Source organism: Streptomyces sp. NPDC003300 (assembly GCF_040610915.1).
In the GTDB taxonomy this organism is placed as follows: domain Bacteria; phylum Actinomycetota; class Actinomycetes; order Streptomycetales; family Streptomycetaceae; genus Actinacidiphila.
In genome coordinates, this window is the sequence record NZ_JBEXNE010000001.1 from 214,754 (window position 1) to 235,386 (window position 20,633).

Sequence of the window (20,633 nt, forward strand, 5' to 3'; positions counted from 1 at the left end):
GGACGGCGGTACGGCGGACGGCGGTACGGCGGACGGCGGTACGGCGGACGGCGGTACGGCGGACGGCGGTACGGCGGACGGCGGTACGGCGGACGGCGGTACGGCGGACGGCCGCGCGCGGGCGCTGGCGGTCGTCCTGGACGCGGCCGTCGGCGAACAGGCGGTGGACCCCTACCGGCTGGACGGCGCGCTCGCGGACCTCGGCGTGACCGGCGGCGCCGCGGCGGGCGCCGCGGAGCGGCTGTACCGGCTGCGGCGCGACCAACTGCGGCTGCGCCGCCGTGAGCACGAGCTGACCGCCCTGTTCTCCAGCGCCCGGGAGCTGGCCGAGGAGCGGGACGCCGACGCGCTGCTGGCCCGGCTGGTGGAGCGCGCGCACGACATGATGGACTCCGACGTCACGTATCTGTCGGAGTTCGACGCCGCCAGCCTGACGCTGCGGGTCCGCAAGACGGCGGGCTCGGTCAGCCCGCGCTTCCAGCGCCTGGTGGTGCCGCCCGGCCGCGGACTGGCCAGCCTCGTGGTCGAGACCCGCGCCGCGCAGTGGGTGACGCGCTACGAGGACGACTCCGCCGGGTGGCACGAGGACTCGCTGTCCGAGGCGGTCGCCGCCGAGGGCCTGGTCTCGCTCCTCGGCGTGCCGCTGCTCTCCGACGAGGACGTCCTGGGGGTGCTGTTCGTCGGGACCCGCGACGAGCACGCCTTCACCCCCGAGCAGGTCGCGCTGCTCTCGGCGCTCGCCAACCACGCCTCGGTGGTGCTCCAGACCGCGCAGCGGCTCCAGCGCCTCCAGCGCTCGCAGGAGGAGGCGCGCGACGCCCTGGAGCGGTTGAGGGAGCACCTGGTCGAGCGGGACCGCGCCAACGCGGTGCATCAGCAGCTCATCCGGTCCGTGCTGGAGGACAGCGACTTCTCGCCGATCGCCGAGAAGCTCGCCGAGGCCCTGGACCGCGCGGTGGCCGTCGTGGACGAGTACGGCGAGGTGATCGTGACGGCCGGGCGCGCCCTGTCCGCCGACGAACTGCGCCGCGCACCCGTCGCCGAGGCCGTCCGGGCCAGCCATGACTCGGGCCGCTGCGTCCTGGTCGAGGACGGCGGGGACATCGGGGCGGTCGCCGCCCTGACGACCGGCTCGTACTACTTCGGCGCCGTGCTGCTCGGTACGGGCGGTTTCCCGCTCAGCTCCGTCGACCTGCGGACCATCGAGCGGGGGGCGCAGGTCGGCACGCTCCTGGCCATGCAGCGGCAGGCCGTGTCCGACGCGGAGCACCGCAGGCAGGGCGAGTTGCTGGCCGATCTGCTGGACGGCTCGCCCGACCGCCGTCGCGACGCGGTGCGCCGGGCCAAGCGGTTGCGCGTCCCGGTCCAGGACCTCGACACCCTCGTGCTCTTCGCCGTGCCGGGCGAGCACCGGCCGCAGGCGACCCGTACGCTGCTCGGTCCGCTGCACAGCCGGGCGCTGGTGGGCGAGTACGGCGGCCATGTCGCCGTCGCCCTGTCGTCCCGGCAGCCCGGCGTCACGGTCCAGCGGCTCCACGACCAGCTGCGCGCGGCGCTGTCGGTCCCGGTCCTGTCGGTGAGCGCCGCCGCGTCCGGCGACCTGCCCACGGCGGTGGTGACAGCGCAGCGCACCGTCCGGCTGCTCCAGGCGCTGGGGGCGGGCGACCTCGCGGCGCGGGCCGAGGACTACCACCCCTACGCGGCCGTCTTCGAGCCCGACCCCGCCGCCCTGACCGCGTATCTCGACACGATGGTGGGGCCGGTACGGCGCTACGACGCCGAGCACGGTACGGATCTGCTCGCCACCCTGCGCGCCTTCGTGCGCAATCAGTCGAGCCCGACCAGGACCGGCCGGGAGCTGGGCTTCCACACCAACACGATCCTCCAGCGGATCGAACGGCTGACCCGGCTCCTGGGCGAGGGCTGGCGCGACGACGAGCTGTTCTTCCGACTGTCGCTCGCCGTCCGGCTCGACGAGATCGCCGAGCGGCTGCGCCGCCTCTAGGGCGTGTCCGTACGCACCCGGCCCCGGGCGAGTACGCGATGGTCGGCGTCCAGGGCGCGGACCCGTACGCCGTCGGCGTCCTCGCGTCCGACCAGGATCACCGGCCGGTCGACGAACGCGGGCGAGACCGAGCGCACCGAGAACTCGCGGACCGTGCGGCCGGGCAGTGAAAGCGTCGCGAAGTCGAGCAGGAGCATGCGCATCAGGGGGCCGTGCACCAGCAGGTCGGGCAGGCCCTCGACGTCCTGCGCCCAGGTCCGGTCGTAGTGCACCCGGTGGGTGTTGAAGGTCAGCGCCGAGTACCGGAAGAGCTGCCGGCTGTCCAGGGTCGCCCGCCGCGACCAGTCCCACTGCTCGGCCTCGCCCGCGGGTACGTCGGCGGGCGCGGCGGCGGGGTCGCTCGCGGGCAGGAACACGTCGTGCCAGGTGCTCGTGACCGCGACGACGCCGTCCACCAGGTAGCTCCGCTCGATGTCGGCGAAGACCAGCTCCCCCGCCCGGCCGCGCTTGCGGGTCACGGCGCCGAGCGCGGTGCGCTGCTCGACCGTGTCGCCGTAGCACAGGGGCCGCAGGAAGCGGGTGTCCTCACCGGCGTACATGCGCCGGGGCAGGCCGGGGTCGGGCACCGTGCCGTCGGCGCCGGGCGAGCCGTCGGGGCGCAGGTCGGCGAAGGCCGCGTCGAAGGGGAAGTAGATCCCCTCCCAGCCCGGGGGCAGCGGCTCGCCGGGGACCGGCTCAGGGGCGCAGGGCGCGAAGGTGGAGCGATACGCGGCGGCGGGCCCGGTCAGCAACGGCTCGCGGCGGACGGTCTCCTGACCCATCGTCAGATCACCTTCGCCGCGCGCAGCTCTTCGATCCGCGCCCGGTCGTAGCCCGCGAAGCGGCGCAGCACCTCGTCGGTGTGCTCCCCCACCTTGTTGGCCGGTCGCCCCGGCACGGCGGGGGTGGCGCTGAGCTTGATGGGCGAGCCGAACATCCGCAGCGCGCCCAGCGGGCCGTAGTCGGCCTCGACGATCATGTCCCGCTCGGCGGTGCCCGGGTCCTCGACGACCTCCCCGATGTCGCGGACGGCCGTCAGCGGGATGACGTCGCCCGCGAGGTCTTCGAGTTCCTGCCGGGTCCGCCCGGCGAACCAGCCGGTGACCAGCGGCTTCACCCGGCGGTCGTACGTCTCCTTGTCGAAGCGTTTGCGCATCGTGTCGATCTCGGGGTCCGTGGCCGCCTCCGGTGCGCCGAACAGCGCGCAACTGGCCGCCCAGAGCCTGTCGGTGTAGCCGCCGAAGAACACCTGCCCGTCGGCGCACGGGAACAGCTCGTACGGCCTGACCCAGGCGTGCTCGTTCCCGGCCGGTGCCGCGACCTTCCGGTCGACGGTGTAGTCGACGACGGCCGTCTCGGTCATGGCGACGACGCTGTCGACCTGGGCGACGTCGACCAGTTGGCCGACGCCGGTGCTCTCGGCGTGCCGCAGGGCGGCCAGGGTGCCGATGACGGCGAACATCGTGGCCGACAGGTCCCCGATGGTGACGCCCACCCGCACCGGCGGGGTGTCGGGGTAGCCGTTCATCGACCACAGGCCGCCCGCGGCCTGCGCGGTGCTGTCGAAGGCCGGACGGCGGCGACGGCTGCCCGTCTGGCCGTAGCCGGAGATGGCCGTGTACACCAGGCGGGGGTTGATCCCGGCCAGCACCTCGTAGCCCAGGCCGAGCTTGTCCATGGTGCCGGGCCGGAAGTTCTCGACGAGGACGTCGGCGTGGGCGACCAGGTCCTTGAGGGCCTGCTTGCCTTCGTCACGGGCCAGGTCGAGGCAGACACCGAGCTTGCCGCGGTTGTACTGGCCGTAGTACCCGCTGAACTCCTCGTCGCCCGAGCGCAGGTACGGCGGGAAGCCGCGCGAGACATCGGGATTCGCGGGGTTCTCGACCTTGATGACGGTCGCGCCGAGGTCGGCCAGCGTCTGCGCGGCGTACGGTCCCGCCAGGACGTGGGACAGGTCGACGACGACCACTCCGGTCAGTGCGGCCCTGCCGTCGGCGCCGGTCTCCGGCTGGTCCCTGTCCATCGCGCACCCCTGCCTCTTCGTTCTCGTCGGCTCCGCCGCGTGGACACGGCCCGCGTGCCGTATGTCTGTTTCCGCCTCTGCGCCGCACGATAGCCGTGGCGCCGACCGGCGGCGATGGGCCCACCGTCCATCACCACCGCCGGATCCTGGGCCCTCGTCACTGCCGTCCCGCGGACGGCGGAACCCGCTTACGCCAGCGCCCGCAGGACGTCGGCGAGCTGGGCGACGCCCCAGGACAGCTCGCTCGGCTCGATCACCAGGGGAGGCGAGAGCCGCACGGTGGAGCCGTGGGTGTCCTTCGCGAGGACACCGCGCCGGGCCAGCTCCTCGCAGACGGTACGGCCGGTGGCGAGCGCGGGGTCGACGTCGATCCCCGCCCACAGCCCGATGGTCCGGACCGAGACCAGCCCCTGGCCGACCAACGGCGTCAGCTCGTCGCGCAGTCGCGCCCCCAGGGTCCGGGCGCGCTCCTGGTACTCCCCGGTCCTCAGCAGGCCGACGACGGCGGTCCCGATCCGGCAGGCCAGCGGGTTGCCGCCGAAGGTCGAGCCGTGCTGCCCCGGGCGCAGGACACCGAGGATGCCGCTGTCGGCGACCACCGCGGACGCGGGGACGATGCCGCCGCCGAGCGCCTTGCCCAGGATGTAGACGTCGGGCGTCACTCCGACGTGGTCGCAGGCGAAGGTCTCCCCCGTGCGCCCCAGGCCCGACTGGATCTCGTCGGCGAGGAACAGGACGCCCCGCTCGTCACAGATCCGGCGCACCGCGGGCAGATAGCCCGCGTCGGGGATGATCACACCGGCCTCGCCCTGCACCGGCTCCAGCAGCACGGCGGCGGTGTCGGGGGTGATCGCCGCCTCCAGGGCCGCGGCGTCGTTGTAGGGCACCGTCACGAAGCCCGGGGTGAACGGTCCGAATCCGTTCCTGGCGTCGGGGTCGTCGGAGAAGCCGACGACGGTGGTCGTCCGGCCGTGGAAGTTGCCGGAGGCCACGATGATCTCGGCCCGGTTCTCGCGGACGCCCTTGACCTCGTAGGCCCACTTCCTGGCGACCTTGATGGCGGTCTCGACGGCCTCCCCGCCGGTGTTCATCGGCACCATCATGTCCTTGCCGGCCAGGTCGCAGAGGGCCGCGGCGTACCGCTCCATCTCGGTGTGGTCGTAGGCGCGGCTGATCAGGGTCATGGCCGCGAGCTGGTCGTGGGCCGCCGCGAGCAGGGTGGGGTTGCCGTGGCCGAAGTTCATCGCGGAGTAGGCGCTGAGCATGTCGAGGAAGCGGCTGCCCGAGGCGTCCGTGACCCAGACGCCCCGCGCGGACTCGGCCCGCACCGGAAGGGGCGCGTAGTTGTTGGCGAGACGGCTCACCCGGCGCTGCGGAACGGTGGTTTCTGCGTGCACAATGTCCTCCTTGAACGTTTGTTTCGAACGTGTCGGGGTGTGGAACGTGTCGGGGGACGCGGACGCCCTGGTCCGTGTCCTGGCGGGCTCCATCGCGGAGTCGGAGGACACCATCGAGCAGATCCGCCGCACCGACCGGCTCTACCGGACCCGGAGCGCGATCGTCCTCTCGCGCCTGTTCGAGCGCGCGCTCGGCTGAGCGGTCACCGCGGGCGCGGCGCCCCTCGGCCCGCGAGGCGGCGCCATGCCAGTTCCGCCAGGAGCGCCGCGTGTTCGTCGAGGCGGGAGTCGTCGAAGTCCGCCCGATCGGAGTGCATCGGACCGCTCGTACCGTCCTCGGGCCGTACGCCGAGGAAGACCAGCGTGCCGGGCACCTTTTCGAGCACGTAGGCGAAGTCCTCCGAGGCCATGCCGGGGAACGGCAGGCGCACCACCCGGTCGCCGTAGCGCTCGTCGAGCACCGCGAGCACCCGCTCGGTCTCTGCCGGGTCGTTGACCGTCACCGGGTACGACTCGACGTACTCGGTGTCGACCGCACAGCCGTGCGCCTCGCCGAGCGCGACGGCCAGCGCCGGGAGTTCGTCACGTACCAGCGCGAGCGTCGCGGGTGACAGGGCGCGGATGTTCGCCTCCAGGCTGACGGAGGCGGCGAGGACGTTGCCCGCGGCGGAGTCGGAGGAGACACGGGTCACCGAGACCACGGCCGGGTCGGCGACCGGTATCCGGCGCGCCACGAAGGACTGCGTCGCGAGGATGATCTCGGCCGCCACCGGGACCGGGTCGAACCCGTGGTGGGGGTAGGCGGCGTGGCCCCCGGTCCCGGTCACCCGGATGTGCAGCGCGCTGACGCTCGACATCATCGGACCCGGCCGGGTGACCGCCCGGCCCTTCGGCGTCACGCAGTCGACATGGACGGCGTACGCGGCGACCGGGCGCTCGCCCGCCGCGTCCAGGACGCCTTCCTCGATCATCAGCCGACCGCCCGCGTATCCCTCCTCGCCGGGCTGGAACATGAACACGACGGTGCCGGGCAGCTGCGCGCGGCGGGCCGCGAGGAGCCGGGCGGCGCCGACCAGGCCCGCCATGTGCAGGTCGTGGCCGCAGGCGTGCATGGCGCCGTTGGCCGCCGCGAACGGCAGGCCGGTGGCCTCCAGGACCGGCAGGGCGTCCATGTCGGAGCGCAGCAGGACGACGGGGCCCGGCCGGCCGCCGCGCAGCACGGCCGTCACCGACGTCAGACCGTCCCCGGTGGTGATCTCCAGGCCGAGGCCGTCCAGCGCGGTGAGGACCGCCGCCTGCGTCCGGGGCAGGTCGAGGCCGACCTCGGGGTGGGCGTGCAGTGCGCGGCGCAGCGCCACAAGGTCGGCGAGCGCCGCGTCACCCGTGGTGAACCCCGTCACCGCGCCGCGGCCCGTTCGCCGAGCCGCGCCAGCGGTCCCGCGGCCTTGACCGACACTTCCACGGTCGGCCGGTCGCTGTAGGGGACGGGGGTCTCCAGCACGTCGACGACCGCCACTTCCAGCGGGTCGGCGCCCGCCTGGATCGCCTTGGCGATCGCCGCCTCCGACGCCTGGGCGATGGCCGCCTCCCGGTCCTCCAGCGGGCTGATCTGGTCGGCGCGGCCTCCGGCGAGCGAGATCGCGGCGCCCACCGCGTTCGCCACGTCGCCGTGGTCGGGCCGCACGATGGGACCGGCGCCCGGCAGGTCGTCGGGTACGAGGAAGCCGCCGCCGCCGACCACCACGAGCGGCAGGTCGGCGCGGCCGAGGGAGAGCCGTTCCACGGCTTCCTCGATCAGCACGTGCGCGCGCTCCAGGGCGGCGCGCAGCGCCTGCTCGTTGGCTGCCGTCTGGGCGGGGAGGGTCCGTCCGGCGATCGAGGCCCCCGCGAGGGCCGCCGCGTCGGTCAGGGTCGGCGTCCGGCCGCCGAAGAGCAGGCCCTCCGTCGCGATCCGGTAGCCCACCGAGCCCGGTCCGACGGCGCCGGTCACCGGGTCGATGGTCGTACCGCCGCCCACGCCGAGGCTGAGGATGTCGGGCATCCGGAAGTTGGTCCGTACGCCGCCGATCTCGCGGGGCAGCGTGGACTCGCGGGGGAATCCGTTCACCACGACGCCCAGGTCCGAGGTGGTGCCGCCGACGTCGATGACGATCGCGTTGGTGGCGCCGGAGAGGTAGGCCGCGCCGCGGATGGAGTTCGCGGGGCCGGAGCCGATGGTGAGCACCGGGTACTGGGCCGCGTAGTCCAGCGACATCAGCGTGCCGTCGTTCTGCGCGAAGAAGGTGACGGCGTCGAGCCCTTCCTCGTCGACGACCGTCACCAGGGCCTCGGTGACCGAGCGGGCCACGCTGTGCAGCGCCGCGTTGAGGACGGTGGCGTTCTCCCGCTCCAGCAGACCGGTGGGACCGATGTCGTGACTGAGGAAGACGCGCGCGTCGGGGCCGAGGTGGGCGCGGAGCAGTTCGGCGACCTCGAGTTCCTGGTCCGGCATCGAGGGGCTGAAGATGCCGGTCACGGCGACGGCGTCGAAGTGGTCGAGGCCGTCGAGGAAGCACAGGATGGCGTCCCGGTCCAGCGGCGCGATCGGCGTGCCGTCGACCATGTGGCCGCCGCCGACCATCGCGGACCCGGCCAGGATGAGCCCGGCGAGATCGCCCGGCCAGCCGAGCAGCGGCGGGTACTCGGTCGCCGCCGGGGCGCCGAGCCGGATGGTCGCCACCCGGTCGAGCTGCCGCCGGGCGACGATCGCGTTGGTGGCGTGCGTGGTGCCGAGCATGACCCGTGAGACCCGTGACCGGTCCTCGCCGAGCGCTGTGAGCACATGGGCGATTCCGGCCCTGATGCCGCCGGTGACGTCGTCGGTCGTCGCCTGCTTGGTGTGGGCGAGCACGGTGCCGGTGCTGTCGATGGCGACGGCGTCGGTGTTGGTGCCGCCGACGTCGACGCCGATGGAGAGATCGCGCGTGGCCGTCATCGGGTGCTTCCTTCGAAGGGGGTGTAGGTCAGCTCGTATCCGAACGCCCGCGGTCCGGCCAGTTCCAGGCCGCGCGGTGTCCGCCAGATCGGGTCGCAGGCCCAGGCGAGTACGGAGACGCGCTGGCCGTACCGCAGCATCTCGGTGGTGATCGCGTGACCGGTCTCGGCGTCGATGATGGTGACGTTGTCGGGGACGCTCACGAGCACTTCGCCGTCCTCCAGGACGACCAGGTTCTCGTTCTGGATCTCCAGGCGCTGGAGCCTGCCGCGGTCGGTGCCCGTACCGGCGATCGTCACGGAGCCGCGGGAGAAACCGCCGACGGTGCGGCGGTCGAGGTCGGTGATCTTGCCGGTGAGCAGGATCGAGCCGCCGAGCTCCGCGGCCACGGCGGCGACCGGCTCGGGTGAGGAGAGCAGGGCGTGGCCGACGCGGATGGCGGCGCTGACCGTGCCCTCGACGACGGCGCCCTTGGCCGTCTCGGCCGTGAGGGGGTAGTGCACGCCGAGGCAGATGGAGCCGCTGGCGACGGTGAGGGCGCGCGCGTGCCGCTCCAGCCAGTGCAGGTCGACGGTCTTGAGCACCGAGACGTTGCCGACCACGTCGCTCAGGACGGAGAAGTCGCATGGGACACCGGCGACGTTCATGGCGACCATCGCCGCGTCGGGGAAGGCCCGGCCCATGCCGTCGGCGTCGAGCAGCTTCAGCCCGAGGCGGGAGGCCCAGCCCACCGGCCCGACGCCGTTGCTGCCGCCGATCTCCGCGGCCATGAGGGCGGTGATGGGGCGGCCGGCGACGGCCTCTGCCTCGCGGACGAGGAGGTCGACCTGGCGGTTGGAGGAGAGCATCTCGATGCCCACGGTGGGGGCGCCGATGCCCGACATGAGGATCACCAGGTCGTCGGAGCCGAGATCGTCGACGGTGACCAGCGGCACCGGGCCGTTCGCGCGGAGCGCTTCCTCGGCGACGATCTGCGAGGTGTAGACCGCCCCGCCGCCCCCGGTGCCGAAGATCGCTGTGCCCGCGGCCAGCGCCGCGACGTCTGAGGCCGCGACGGCGGAGGCCCTGTGAGGGGCGGGCGCGTCGAGGGGTGTGTGAACCATGGGCCTCACGATATGGCGACGCCCTGACCGCACCTATGGCCCGAGAGTCCAGAGAATCGCGTCATACTGTGCTGATGGCACAACTGACCGTCTCCGACCTCGCCGCCCAGGGCGACCGCCTCGGCATCCGGCACCGCGCCGGGCCCGCGGACGGGCGCGCCGTCGTACGGGTGGACGTCTCGCCGCTCGACCTGCTGGGCACCGTGCCCGCCGGAACCCTCGTCATCGTTCCCGGCACCGAGCACCCGCCGCCGTACCGGCTGGACGTGGCGCTGCGTCAGGCGAGCGCGCGCGAGGTCGCGGGGCTCGTGTTCACGACCGAGCTGACCCTGCCCGACACCGCCAGGGTGCTCGCCGACCGCGGCGGTGTGCCGGTCTTCGCCGCTCCCGGCGCGCGGTCGGCCGATCTGGCCCTCGTGGTCGACCGGCTGCTGTCGGGCGGCGCGTCCGAGGCGATCATGCGGGCGACGCACGCCATCGAGAAGGCCACCGAGGCCGCGGCGGGACCGGACGGGACGCCCGAGCACATCCTCGCCGAGGCCAACCGCATGCTCGGCTCGGAGCTCGCCGTGGTGGAGGACGCCACCGTGACCTGGTCGGCGGCCGACGCGGTCTGCGTCGGCGAGGTGCCGATCGGGCGGCTCGTCGGGAACCGGTCGGACCCGGCGATGGCCATCGCCCTGCCCGTCGTCGCCTCGCTGCTGTCGCGGGCCGCCCAGCGCCAGATCAGCGACCGTTTCGCGCCCACCCAGTCGCGGTCGGACCTCATCGTCGAGCTGGTGCTCGCCGAGTCCCACCGGGTCGAGGGCTTCGTCGGCCAGGCCGCGATGCTCGGGCTCCCCCTCCAGCTCTCGCACGTCGCGGCCTGGCTGATCCCGACCGGCCTCGACAACCCCGAGGCGCGGGCTCCGCGCAGCGTGCAGCCCGCGCTTGAGCTGTTCGCGCTCCAACTGGTCGACGGCCGGGACGAGATGTGGCACGTCGCGTTCGTCCAGGACGACCTGCTCCTGGTCAGCACCGAGGAGCACGGCGCGGGCGACCACCAGCGGCGGCTGCGGGAGGTGGCCGTCCGGCTCCAGGAGTACGCGCGCGGCCTGACCGGGCACGGGTGGGAGTACACGCTCGGCCTCGGCACCCCGCAGACGGGCGCGGCGGGGCTGCGTTCGTCCGCCGCGGAGGCGCGGATCGCCGCCGGTTCCGCGATCGCGGCCGGGCGCCTCGGCAGCGTCGAGCTGACGGACGTGACGGGCCTGCGCCGGGTGCTGCTCGACGTGTACGCCTCCCCGACCAGCCGCAGCCTGCTGGCGGACATCCTGCTGCCGCTGGACGCGCTCGGACCCGAGCGGGCGCACATCTCGGTGCAGACGCTGCTCGCCTACCTGTCGCACCGCAACTCCCTGGCCCACGCGGGCCGCGAGCTGAATCTGCACCCCAACGCCGTCGGCTACCGGCTCAAACGGGTCCGCGACACGCTCCAGCTCGACCTCGACGACCCGGACACGCGCTTCGCGGTCGAACTCGCCTGCCGGGTGCGGCTGCTCGGCGCCAGCCGCCGCTGAGCGACGGCGCCGGGCACGGCGCGGTCAGTCGCGCACGGCGCGCATCCGCGCGGCAAGGCCGGGGTTCGCGTACGGGCCGTCCCCGTCGAGGGCCGCGAGGATGCGCGCGACGACCGGTTCTGGCTTGTCCTGGCTCATCTTCTCCTTGGTGACCGCGCGGGTGACCCGCATGCGGAAGCCGACCGTGCCGTGCACGATGCGCTGCGCGTAGGCGGCGTTCTCCGCCGTGCCGCGCATCAGGAACGGGTTGGGCACGGGCGCCTCGAAGTGGGCCACGAGCCGGTCGAGGACGGCCAGATTCTCCTCGTCCGGGAGGATGTCGGGCACGCCGTACAGGTGGGCGGTGGCGAAGTTCCAGGTGGGTACGGCGGTGGGCAGGTCGTACCAGCTCGGCGAGATGTAGCCGCTGGGGCCGTAGACGACCACGCACAGCTCCTGGGTGCCGAGCCGGTGCAGCGCCTCGTCGGGGCGGCCGACATGGCTGACCAGCACCAGTTCGCCGGGGGCCGTGGAGTCTTCTGGGGCCCCGGACTCCTCGGGCTCCTCGATCAGGAACGGGTAGTGCGAGACGACGGGCCCCGCGCCGTCGGCGCCGTTGGACACCATGGTCGCCCAGGGGTGTCCGCGCAGCAGGTCCGCGGCCCAGGCGAGGCCGCCGCCGGTGTACTCGGGGGTCTCACGCATGGTCGCTCCGCTCCGCTCGCGCCGCCGTGCGCGCGAACGCGCGGACGAAGTCGGGCCACAGCTCGCGCGGGATGTCGTGGCCCATCTCCTCGTAGAGGTGCACCTCGGCCCGCGGCATGATCTCCGCGAAGGCCAGCGCGGCCCGCCAGTGCAGGGACTGGTCGCCGCGCCCGTGGATGACCAGCGTCGGCACCGTGACCTCGCGCAGGTCGTCGCGGCGCTCCAACGGGCCGCGCAGCATGGCGTTCCACTGCCGCACCAGGCCGTCGGGCCGGTAGACCCGGTCGTAGTAGCGGGCGCCGAGGGCGGCCGACTCCTCGGCGTCGAAGGGGAAGCCCGGCGACTGGTAGTTCCGCTGGCCGCCGACGAACATCTCGATGTAGGCCGCGCGGTCCAGCCGTTCGGGCGCCCGCGACACCGGCTGACCGTCCCCGTGCGTCCCGACCAGGAACTCCGGCTCGCTCGACGGCGAGGTCGACATCAGGCCCAGGCTCGCGACCCGTCCGGGGTGCTCGATCGCGACCAACTGCGCGATGTAGCCGCCCATCGACATACCGGCCAGGTGCGCGCGGCCGATGCCGAGGTGGTCGAGGAGCGCGACGACGTCGTCGGCCATGTCGGAGAGGTCGTACGTGGCGGCGAACTCGTCGGGTCCGCCGGTCTGCTGGGAGAGCCCGACGTCACGGTTGTCCGGGCGTACGACGTAGAAGCCCGCGTCGGCCAACATCGCCACGAATGCGTCGTGCCAGCCGATGAGTTGGGCGCCGCCGCCGTGCACGAGCACCAGCGGACGCCCGGCCGGGTCGCCGTCGGTCTCGTAATGGACCTCGATGCCGGCGGGGGTGATGAGGGTGGGCATCGGATCTCCTACAGGTTCGTCCAGGTGGGCCGGCCGCCCAGCACGGTGGCGGCGACCGGCAGGGTGCGCAGCGCTTCGGCGTCCAGCTCCAGCGGGTCCTCGTCGAGGACGACGAGGTCGGCCGGGTCACCGGCCGTCACGTCCATCCGGCCGCGGGCGCTCGCGGACAGGGCCGCCTCGCGGGTGATCCGCTCGTCCGGGTGCCAGGGCTCGCGGCCGTCGCGGCTGCGCGAGACGGCGGCGCTGATCGCCACCCACGGGTCGAGCGGCGAGACGGGCGCGTCGGAGCCGAGCGCGAGGGTCGCCCCCGCGTCCAGCAGCGAGCGGAACGCGAACGCCCGGTCGCTGCGGCCCGCCCAGTGCGTGTCGGCGACGTCGCGGTCGTCCATGGCGTGCTCGGGCTGCACGCTCGCGACCAGGCCGAGCCGGCCGAAGCGGGCGAAGTCGGCGGCGGACACGAGCTGGGCGTGCTCGACGGTGCCCGGTATGCCCAGGCGCTCGAAGGCGTCGATCACCTGGGTGTTGGCGCGGTCGCCGATGGCGTGGACGGCCGCCGCGATGCCCGCCGCGTCCGCGCGGGCGAGCAGTTCCCCGACGCGCTCGGGTGCGACGGACTGCACTCCGCACGGGTGCGGGTGGTCGGCGGGCAGCCCCGGATAGGGGTCCCAGCACAGCGCCGTACGGGTGTTGAGGGAGCCGTCGACCACGATCTTGAGCCGCCCCATGGTGATGAGCCCGCTCGGTTCGAGGAGGTCGCCGGTCCGCAGGCCGCGGCCGATCGCGTCGTCGAGCCGGTCGGGCCACACCGACGCCTCCACGCGCAGGGCGGTCACTCCGGCGGCGACCCGCTCGGGCCAGAAGCGGGTGATGTCGGCGTTCTCGAAGTCCACGATCCCGACGACGCCCCTGGCCGCGGCGGCCTGGGCCGCGGCCCGGTGGTCGGCGGCCTCGGGCCGGTGGTCGCGGTCGAGGACGTCGAGCGTTCCGATCCACTCGGTCTCGCGCAGCACGCCGTCCTCGGGCGGGCGCACGCCGAGGCGGCGCGCGGCGGCGGAGTTGAGCCAGCCGCAGTGCAGGTCGCCGGAGACGAGCACCAGGCCGCGGTCGGCCGATATCGCGTCGAGGGCGGCCAGGCTCGGGGCGTCGGGCCACAGCGCGTCCCGGAAGCCGTAGCCGACCAGGAGGTCGGACGCGGTGGCGGCCAGCGCGTCGCGCATGATCGTGGCAGCGTGCGCGGCGGACGTGGCGGGGGCGAGGTCGACCCGGCGGCTGCGGATGACCCACTGGTCGAAGTGGGTGTGGGCGTCCCACAGGCCGGGGCGCACGAAGCGCCCGTCGAGGTCGAGGGCCGCCGCCGGGAGGTCGCCGCCGGTCGGCGCGACGCTCTCGATCAGGCCGTCGCGCAGCACGAGGTCCCACTGCCCCGGGGTGCGCGGGATGCGCGCGCGGCGCAGGACGAGGTCGGGCACGGGGCTCATGGGCGACCGCATCTCAGGTGTTCCTCCGGATCTCAGGGGTCTTCAGGGTCGAGGGGTGCCGTCGAGGTCGAGGCTGGTGTCGAGGTCGGGAGCAGCGTCGAGGTCGGCAGCGTCGTCGAGGTCGGCGGTGTCGTCGAGGGAAGCGTCGTCGAGGTCGTCGAGGTCGAGCGGCCTTCCCATCACGGGGATCGACCGCAGCAGTTCACGGGTGTAGGGATCGGCGGGGTCGGCGAGCACGGCGTCGGTGGGCCCGTGCTCGACGACGCGGCCGGCCCGCATGACGGTGACCTCGTCGCTCACGTAGCGCACCACGGCGAGGTTGTGCGAGATGAACAGCATGGTCAGGTGGAGTTCGCTCTGGAGCTCGCGCAGCAGATTGAGGACCACGCCCTGGACGCTGACGTCGAGCGCCGAGGTGATCTCGTCGGCGACGAGTACGGCGGGTTCGGCCGCCAGCGCCCGCGCGATGGTGATCCGTTGCCGCTGGCCGCCGGAGAAGCGGGCCGGTCGGTCGCCCGCCCGGGACGGGTCGATGTGGACGAGGTCGAGCAGTTCGCGGACCCGTGTCTCCCGGTCGGTCCGGTTGAGCCGCCGCCCGGTGGCGAGCAGGCCCTCCGCGACGGAGACGCCCACGGGCATTCGCGGGTCGAGCGCCGCGAGCGGGTCCTGGAAGACCATCTGCACCCGGCGGCGGGCCAGTCTGGCCTCACGCGAGCGGGCGGTGAGGTCGACGCCGTCGAGGCGTACGGTGCCCGCGTCGGCGCGCGCCAGTCCCACCGCGACCCGCGCCATGGTCGACTTGCCCGACCCCGACTCGCCGACGAGCCCGAGCGTCCGGCCGGAGCGGACGACGAGCGAGGCGTCGTCGACGGCCGTCTGGGCGGCCCGGCCGTGGCCGAAGCGCACCGTGACGTGGTCGAATTCGAGCGTGCTCACGCGGTCGCCTCCTCCTGTGTGGCGAAGCCGACCACCGGCAGCGCGCGGGTCCTGTCGGTCGTCATGTCGGGCACGCAGGCGATCAGACCGCGCGTGTACGGGTGCCGCGCCTCGTCCAGCCGTCGCGCGTCCAGCCATTCGACCACCACGCCGTCCCGCATGACGGCGATGCGGTCGCAGAAGCCGCTCACCAGGGCGATGTCGTGGGAGATCAGCAGGATCGCGGCGCCGGTCCGCTCACGGGCGTCGCGCAGCGCGCGCATCACCTGCCGCTGCACCGTCACGTCCAGGGCGGTCGTGGGCTCGTCGGCGATGATCAGCCGGGGCGTCCCCATCAGGCCCATCGCGATCATGGCGCGCTGCCGCATGCCGCCGGAGAACTCGTGGGGCAGCTGCCGGATCCGCCGTTCCGGGTCGGGGATGCGCACCAGGGCGAGGGCGTCCAGGGCCCGCTTCGTCGCGGCGCCGCGCGCCACACCCGCGTGGATCTCGCTGGCCTCGGTGAGCTGCCGGCCGACGGTGAGGGCCGGGTTCAGCGAGGACAGCGGGTCCTGGAAGATCATCGCCTGTTCCAGGCCGAGCCTGCGGCGCTCGGCGGCCCTGGGCCGCCGTTCCATGTCGATGCCGCGGAAGACCAGGCGTTCGCTCTCCACCAGCGCCTCGGGGCCGAGCAGTCCGGCCAGGGCCATGGCGGTGACCGACTTGCCGGAGCCCGACTCGCCGACGATGCCGACGACCTCCCCCGGTCCGATCGTCAGGTCCACGCCGTGCACCCGCTGGACCAGGGAGCCGTCGTCGGCGCGGAAGGAGACCCGCAGGTTCTTCACCTCGGCGACGGCCTCGCCCTCGGCCGGGGTGACGCCCGCGCCGTCCGACCGGGGGCGTACGGCGTGCACGGTCCGGGCGCGGGACTGGCTGAGCACCTCGCCCAGCAGCGAGAACAGCACACCGGTGAGCACGATCGCGATGCCCGGCCCGATCGCCGCCATGGGCGCCGAGTAGATGCGTTTGGAGCCCTCGTTGAGCAGCCGTCCCCAGTCGTACTGCGTGGGTTGCACGCCCAGGCCGAGGAAGGACAGCGCGGCGAAGGAGAGCAGCGTGGCCGACGCGTGCGCGGCGATGTTGACGACCAGCGGCGGCAGGATGTTCGGCAGGACGTGCCGCCGCGCGGTGCGCAGCGGCGGGCTGCCGACCAGCCGCGCGGCGTGCACGTAGTCGGTGTTGGCGACCGACGAGGCGAGGGTGGAGACCAGGCGCGCGAAGACCGGGACGCCCGCGAAGCCGATCGCGAACATCGCGCCGCGCGCCGTCGCGCCCCAGATGACGGAGAAGAACAGCGCGAGCAGCAGCCACGGGAACGACAGCAGGATGTCGATGAAGGCGGTGACCAGGCGGCGCGGCGCGCGCGGCAGCACCGCGGCGACGATGCCGAGCACGACGCCGCCCGCGACGGAGATGCCCGCGGCGCCCAGGGTCAGCAGCACCGACAGGCGGGTGGCGACGACGGTGCGGGCGAACAGGTCGCGGCCGAGTTCGTCGGTGCCGAAGGGGTGGGAGAGGCTGACCGGTGCCTGGCGGCCCGCGATGTTCCGGGTGGTGGCCGCGTGGTCGAACACGAAGGGGCCGACGACCGCGGCGAGCACGACGAGCGTGAGACCGGCGAGTACGGCGATGCCCTGCGGGGTGAGGAGGGTACGGCGCAGCATGGTCATGCCTCCGCGATCGTCGAGCGCGGGTCCAGGACCGCGATGGCGAGGTCCACGACGAGGTTCGCCCCGAGGACGAGCAGCGCGTACACGAGCACGATCCCCTGGATCAGCGGGTAGTCCTTGGCCGTGATCGAGGAGACGATCGTGGACCCGATGCCGGGCACGGTGAACACCGTCTCCACGAGCACGGTGCCCGCGACGAGTCCGACCAGCACCACGCCGCCCGCGGTGAGGGTGGCGGTGACGATGTTGGGCAGCGCGTGCCGCAGGTACAGCAGCCGGCCGGGCAGCCGCTTGCTGCGCGCGGTGGTCAGGTACGGGGCGTCCAGCACGCGCAGCATCTCGATGTGCACGATCCGGGCCAGGTAGGCCAGCGGCCCGATGGCCAGCGCGAGCACGGGCAGCACCGCCTGGCCGGGCGTGCCCCATCCCGCGGGCGGGAAGAGCGGCAGGCCGACGCCGAGGGTCGCGATGAGCAGCACCGCGAGCAGGAAGTTCGGGATCGCGATGAGGATGCCGAGCAGTCCCGACACCCCGAGGTCGAGGAAGCGGCGGCGACCGCTCCGGGCCGAGACCGCCGTGGCGACGCCGATCGGGAACGCGCCGACGACGGCGACGAGGAAGGAGATCACGGCCAGCAGCAGCGTGGTGGGCAGCCGCTCGCCGAGGATCTGGGAGACCGGTCGCTGCGAGGTGATCGACGTACCGAGGTCGCCGTGCAGCAGCGCGGTGACGTAGTGGGTGAACTGGGCCCACAGCGACTGGTCGAGGCCGAGCTGCTGGCGCAGCGCGTTCACCGTCGACAGCGGGGCGGTGGGCCCCAGGGCCGCTCGTACCGGGTCGCCCGGCACGAGCTGGACCATGAAGAACGACGCCACCAGCACGACGGCGAACGAGATCGCCGCGCGACGCAGTCGTTGCAGGACGAATTCGAGCCTCGGCGATCCGGCCAGGAGCCGGGGGCGCCCGGCCCGAGCGGCGGCCGGTTCGGCCTGCTCGGGGGGCGCGGCGGTGGTGACCGCGTTCGAAGGGATCGTCATGCCGTCAGCCCAGCATGCGGATGGTCGTCGGCGCGATGCCCCAGGGCACGTCGGCGGTGGCCTTGTTGAAGAAGGTCGGCGCCGCGGTCTGCGCGAGGGGGTAGGCGTCGGCCCGGTCGATCAGTTCCTTCTCCGCGCTCTGCCACAGGTCGCACGCCGCCGTGGTGTCCTTGGCGGTCATCGCCTGCTTGGCCAGGTCGTCGTACGCGGGGTTGCGCACGTCCATGAAGTTGTAGCCGCCCTTCTCGCTGGTGGCGCCGAGGAAGAACAGGCTGAGCGTGGAGGGCTTGTTGGGGGCGAGCTGGATGAAGCCGGTGTCCCAGTCGTAGGACTGGTAGAGGTCGGTGGACCAGCCGGTCGGGTCCTCGGCGACGAGCTTGGTGTCGACGCCGATCTCCTTCCACTCGGCCTGGATCTCCTCGGCGGCGGCGGAGTGGCTGGGCGTGCCCGCGTCGTACAGGAAGCGGATGGTCAGCGGCTTGCCGTCCTTGGAGCGCTTGCCGCCGGAGCCTGCCGGGTACCCGGCCTCGTCCAGCAGCGCGCCGGCCTTCGCCTTGTCGGTGGCGGGCAGCTTCCACTTCGGGCCGCCCTTGACGCACAGGAACGGCGCCTGGACGACCAGCGACTTCATCTCCTCGGAGTGGCCGTTGGTGACGAGGTCGCCGACCGAGGAGCGGTCGAGGGCGAGTGTGAGCGCCTTGCGCACGCGCTCGTCGGAGGTCGGCCGGCTGGAGCGCTCGTTGAAGAGCATCTCGCCGATCGGGTTCGGCACGCCCTTGGACGCCAGCTTGGCGGCCTGGAGGCGGTCGCGGTCGGTGCCCGCCACGCCTGCCGCGTTGAGTCCGCCGGACAGCAGCAGGTTCGCCGCCGTGGACTCGTCGGTCACGACCTTTCCGACGACCTTGTCGGGCAGCCCCTTGGTGCTGCTGGTGACGCCCTGGGGTCCCCAGGTGTAGTCGGTGCGCTTGGTGTAGACGTACTCGTTGCCCGCCTTGGCGGTGGTCAGGTGGAACAGTGCCGTGCCGTTGGTCGCGTTCTTCAGCGAGTCGGGCTTGTCGAGGCCGCCCTGGCAGACCATCTCGACCTCGCCCGTCATGCTGAGCAGGAACGGGTTGCTGGTCTTCGAGGTGATCGTGAGCTTGTTGCCCTCGGCCGTGGCCTTCATGTCGGCGGTGACGTCGGAGCCGTGCCAGAAGGTGCCGTGCTTGGCGTCCGCCTGGTAGGTGATGTTGTTCGCGGCCGTCGCGGCCGTGAACGTGCTGCCGTCGGAACAGGTGACGCCGTCCTTGAGGGTGTACGTCACGGAGGTGGGGGTCTGCGTCCAGCTCTGCGCGAGCCACGGCAGGGACTGGCCGTCCCCCGAGGTGTAGACGAGCGATTCGTAGGCGTACGGCACGAGCTGGCGCTGCACGAGCGAGACCCCGGTGAGCGGCGAGAGGCTGCCCGGGTCGTCGTTGAGCCCGACGTTGAACGTGCCGCCGGAGACGTACGAGGTCGGGCCTGCGCTCGCCTTGGCGCCGGAGCCTGAGCCGGAACCGCAGGCGGCGAGCGTTACGGCCGCGACCGCACATGCCGCGACCGCGACGGACGGCTTGAGGTGCTTCCTGGTCATTGCTGTCGTCCTTTGGTTCGACGCGGTGCGGGACGGGAGCCTGGTCGATGGGGCCGGGCGGCCCCGGGTACTCCGAGGCCCTGGGTCCGAGGCTAGAAAGCCCGGATACACCCGACAATGTGCCGACGACGCAGAGAATCGTGGCGCACTGTGCTGTGAACACAGTGGCCGGCACCACATCGGCTCGTGACCGCGAGCCGTCCGGGTACCGGTGTCCCCGCACCCGCGCCGGGTACGGGCCGCTCGAAAGCCGCCCCGGCGCGGTGATCTCCCTGGAGACGATGCAGGAGCGGGCTCCGTACTTCAAGCCCCGACGGCATCGACATGTGCCGCGACCAGCGGTTCAGCCGCCGCCGCTGTGCTCCTCGTAGGCGGCGACGACCTCTTCGGTCGGGCCGTCCATCACCAGCTCGCCCTTCTCCAGCCAGATCACGCGGTCGCAGGTGTCGCGGATGGAGCTGTTGTTGTGACTGACGAGGAAGACGGTGCCCGCCTCCTTGCGCAGCTCCCTGATCCGGTCCTCCGAGCGCTTCTGGAAGGCGCGGTCACCGGTGGCCAGCGCCTCGTCGATCATCAGCACGTCGTGGTTCTTGGCCGCCGCGATCGAGAACCGCAGCCGGGCGGCCATGCCGGAGGAGTACGTCCGCATCGGCAGCGAGATGAAGTCGTCCTTCTCGTTGATCCCGGAGAACTCGACGATGCCGTCGTACCGCTCGCGCACCTCCTCCTGGGACATGCCCATGGCCAGGCCGCCGAGGATGACGTTGCGCTCGCCGGTCAGGTCGTTGAGCAGGGCGGCGTTGACGCCGAGCAGGGACGGCTGGCCGTCGGTGTAGACCCGGCCGCGGTCGGCGGGGAGCAGGCCCGCGATGGCCTTGAGCAGGGTGGACTTGCCCGAGCCGTTGGAGCCGATGATGCCGATCGCCTCACCGCGGTAGGCCGTGAAGGTGACGCCCCTGACCGCGTGCACGGTGTGGACGTTCGGCGAGGCCCTGCGGGAGACCAGCCGGTGCAGGGCGGAGGTCGCGTTGCCCCGGCCGGTGCCCGCGCCGTAGATCCGGTAGACGACGTGCAGCCCGTCGACGATGACGGTGGGCACCAGGGGCCGGACCAGGCGCGGGGCGACCTCCGGGGCGATCTTCGGGTCCAGGGCGGCAGCCAGCTCGGGGGCCAGGCCCCTGGCGCTGTTCGGGACGGCGTTCAGCGCGGTCTCCT

The 20,633-nt window shown here is 73.1% G+C and carries 17 protein-coding genes; 3 read left to right on the forward strand and 14 right to left on the reverse strand.

Annotation, left to right across the window (positions count from 1 at the left end):
* Positions 1–2,005 (forward strand): GAF domain-containing protein (locus ABZX65_RS00720; RefSeq protein WP_355332809.1); only part of this gene is annotated, 2,005 nt, incomplete at its 5' end.
* On the opposite strand, the gene ABZX65_RS00725 is transcribed toward ABZX65_RS00720, so the two are convergent.
* From ABZX65_RS00725 to rocD, 3 genes are all read right to left on the reverse strand, one after another.
* Complete coding sequence (locus ABZX65_RS00725) at positions 2,002–2,826, reverse strand: hypothetical protein (protein WP_355332811.1); 825 nt, start codon at positions 2,824–2,826, stop codon at positions 2,002–2,004. The two genes, ABZX65_RS00720 and ABZX65_RS00725, sit on opposite strands and share 4 nt — an antisense overlap.
* 2 nt (positions 2,827–2,828) lie before the next feature.
* Entirely contained in the window at positions 2,829–4,067 is a 1,239-nt protein-coding gene (locus ABZX65_RS00730; protein ID WP_355332813.1) for a CoA transferase, read from the reverse strand.
* Positions 4,068–4,255: 188 nt separating this feature from the next.
* The gene (gene rocD / locus ABZX65_RS00735; RefSeq protein WP_355332816.1) at positions 4,256–5,464 is read right to left on the reverse strand and encodes an ornithine--oxo-acid transaminase; all 1,209 of its coding nucleotides are present in this window, start codon (positions 5,462–5,464) and stop codon (positions 4,256–4,258) included.
* 10 nt (positions 5,465–5,474) lie between these two features.
* Between rocD and ABZX65_RS00740 the strand changes: the two genes are divergently transcribed.
* Positions 5,475–5,663, forward strand: a complete 189-nt coding sequence (locus ABZX65_RS00740) for an Lrp/AsnC ligand binding domain-containing protein (protein ID WP_355332819.1) — start codon at positions 5,475–5,477, stop codon at positions 5,661–5,663.
* Positions 5,664–5,667: 4 nt separating this feature from the next.
* On the opposite strand, the gene ABZX65_RS00745 is transcribed toward ABZX65_RS00740, so the two are convergent.
* The 3 genes from ABZX65_RS00745 to ABZX65_RS00755 are packed head-to-tail and all read right to left on the reverse strand — an operon-like array spanning position 5,668 to position 9,541.
* Positions 5,668–6,864 carry a M20 family metallopeptidase gene (locus tag ABZX65_RS00745; protein ID WP_355332821.1) on the reverse strand — a complete coding sequence of 399 codons (1,197 nt, stop codon included), beginning with the start codon at positions 6,862–6,864 and terminating at the stop codon, positions 5,668–5,670.
* A complete protein-coding gene (locus tag ABZX65_RS00750) occupies positions 6,861–8,438 on the reverse strand; it encodes a hydantoinase/oxoprolinase family protein (RefSeq protein ID WP_355332823.1) in 1,578 nt (525 codons plus the stop codon). The genes ABZX65_RS00745 and ABZX65_RS00750 overlap by 4 nt, the downstream gene beginning before the upstream one ends.
* Positions 8,435–9,541, reverse strand: a complete 1,107-nt coding sequence (locus tag ABZX65_RS00755) for a DUF917 domain-containing protein (protein WP_355332826.1) — start codon at positions 9,539–9,541, stop codon at positions 8,435–8,437. Before ABZX65_RS00755 ends, ABZX65_RS00750 begins: the two co-directional genes overlap by 4 nt.
* Positions 9,542–9,615: 74 nt before the next feature.
* Between ABZX65_RS00755 and ABZX65_RS00760 the strand changes: the two genes are divergently transcribed.
* Positions 9,616–11,100 (forward strand): helix-turn-helix domain-containing protein, encoded by a 1,485-nt coding sequence (locus ABZX65_RS00760; protein WP_355332829.1) that lies wholly within the window; start codon positions 9,616–9,618, stop codon positions 11,098–11,100.
* A gap of 24 nt (positions 11,101–11,124) precedes the next feature.
* Here ABZX65_RS00760 and ABZX65_RS00765 read toward each other — a convergent pair whose 3' ends face one another.
* From ABZX65_RS00765 to ABZX65_RS00800, 8 genes are all read right to left on the reverse strand, one after another.
* The gene (locus ABZX65_RS00765; protein ID WP_355332832.1) at positions 11,125–11,784 is read right to left on the reverse strand and encodes an FMN-binding negative transcriptional regulator; all 660 of its coding nucleotides are present in this window, start codon (positions 11,782–11,784) and stop codon (positions 11,125–11,127) included.
* Entirely contained in the window at positions 11,777–12,643 is an 867-nt protein-coding gene (locus ABZX65_RS00770; RefSeq protein WP_355332835.1) for an alpha/beta hydrolase, read from the reverse strand. The genes ABZX65_RS00765 and ABZX65_RS00770 overlap by 8 nt, the downstream gene beginning before the upstream one ends.
* 8 nt (positions 12,644–12,651) lie before the next feature.
* Positions 12,652–14,133, reverse strand: coding sequence for an amidohydrolase family protein (locus tag ABZX65_RS00775; RefSeq protein ID WP_355332838.1), 1,482 nt, complete (start codon positions 14,131–14,133; stop codon positions 12,652–12,654).
* Between the two features lie 30 nt (positions 14,134–14,163).
* Positions 14,164–15,057, reverse strand: coding sequence for an ABC transporter ATP-binding protein (locus ABZX65_RS00780; RefSeq protein ID WP_355332840.1), 894 nt, complete (start codon positions 15,055–15,057; stop codon positions 14,164–14,166).
* Positions 15,054–16,763: a dipeptide/oligopeptide/nickel ABC transporter permease/ATP-binding protein gene (locus ABZX65_RS00785; protein WP_355332843.1), complete on the reverse strand. Its 1,710-nt coding sequence runs from the start codon at positions 16,761–16,763 to the stop codon at positions 15,054–15,056. The genes ABZX65_RS00780 and ABZX65_RS00785 overlap by 4 nt, the downstream gene beginning before the upstream one ends.
* A 2-nt stretch (positions 16,764–16,765) precedes the next feature.
* Positions 16,766–17,806 carry an ABC transporter permease gene (locus tag ABZX65_RS00790; RefSeq protein ID WP_355332846.1) on the reverse strand — a complete coding sequence of 347 codons (1,041 nt, stop codon included), beginning with the start codon at positions 17,804–17,806 and terminating at the stop codon, positions 16,766–16,768.
* A gap of 4 nt (positions 17,807–17,810) precedes the next feature.
* Positions 17,811–19,418: an ABC transporter substrate-binding protein gene (locus ABZX65_RS00795; RefSeq protein ID WP_355332848.1), complete on the reverse strand. Its 1,608-nt coding sequence runs from the start codon at positions 19,416–19,418 to the stop codon at positions 17,811–17,813.
* A 343-nt stretch (positions 19,419–19,761) separates the two neighbouring features.
* On the reverse strand, positions 19,762–20,532 hold the full coding sequence (locus ABZX65_RS00800) for an ABC transporter ATP-binding protein (protein ID WP_355333569.1): 771 nt from the start codon (positions 20,530–20,532) through the stop codon (positions 19,762–19,764).
* Positions 20,533–20,633: the final 101 nt, after the last annotated feature.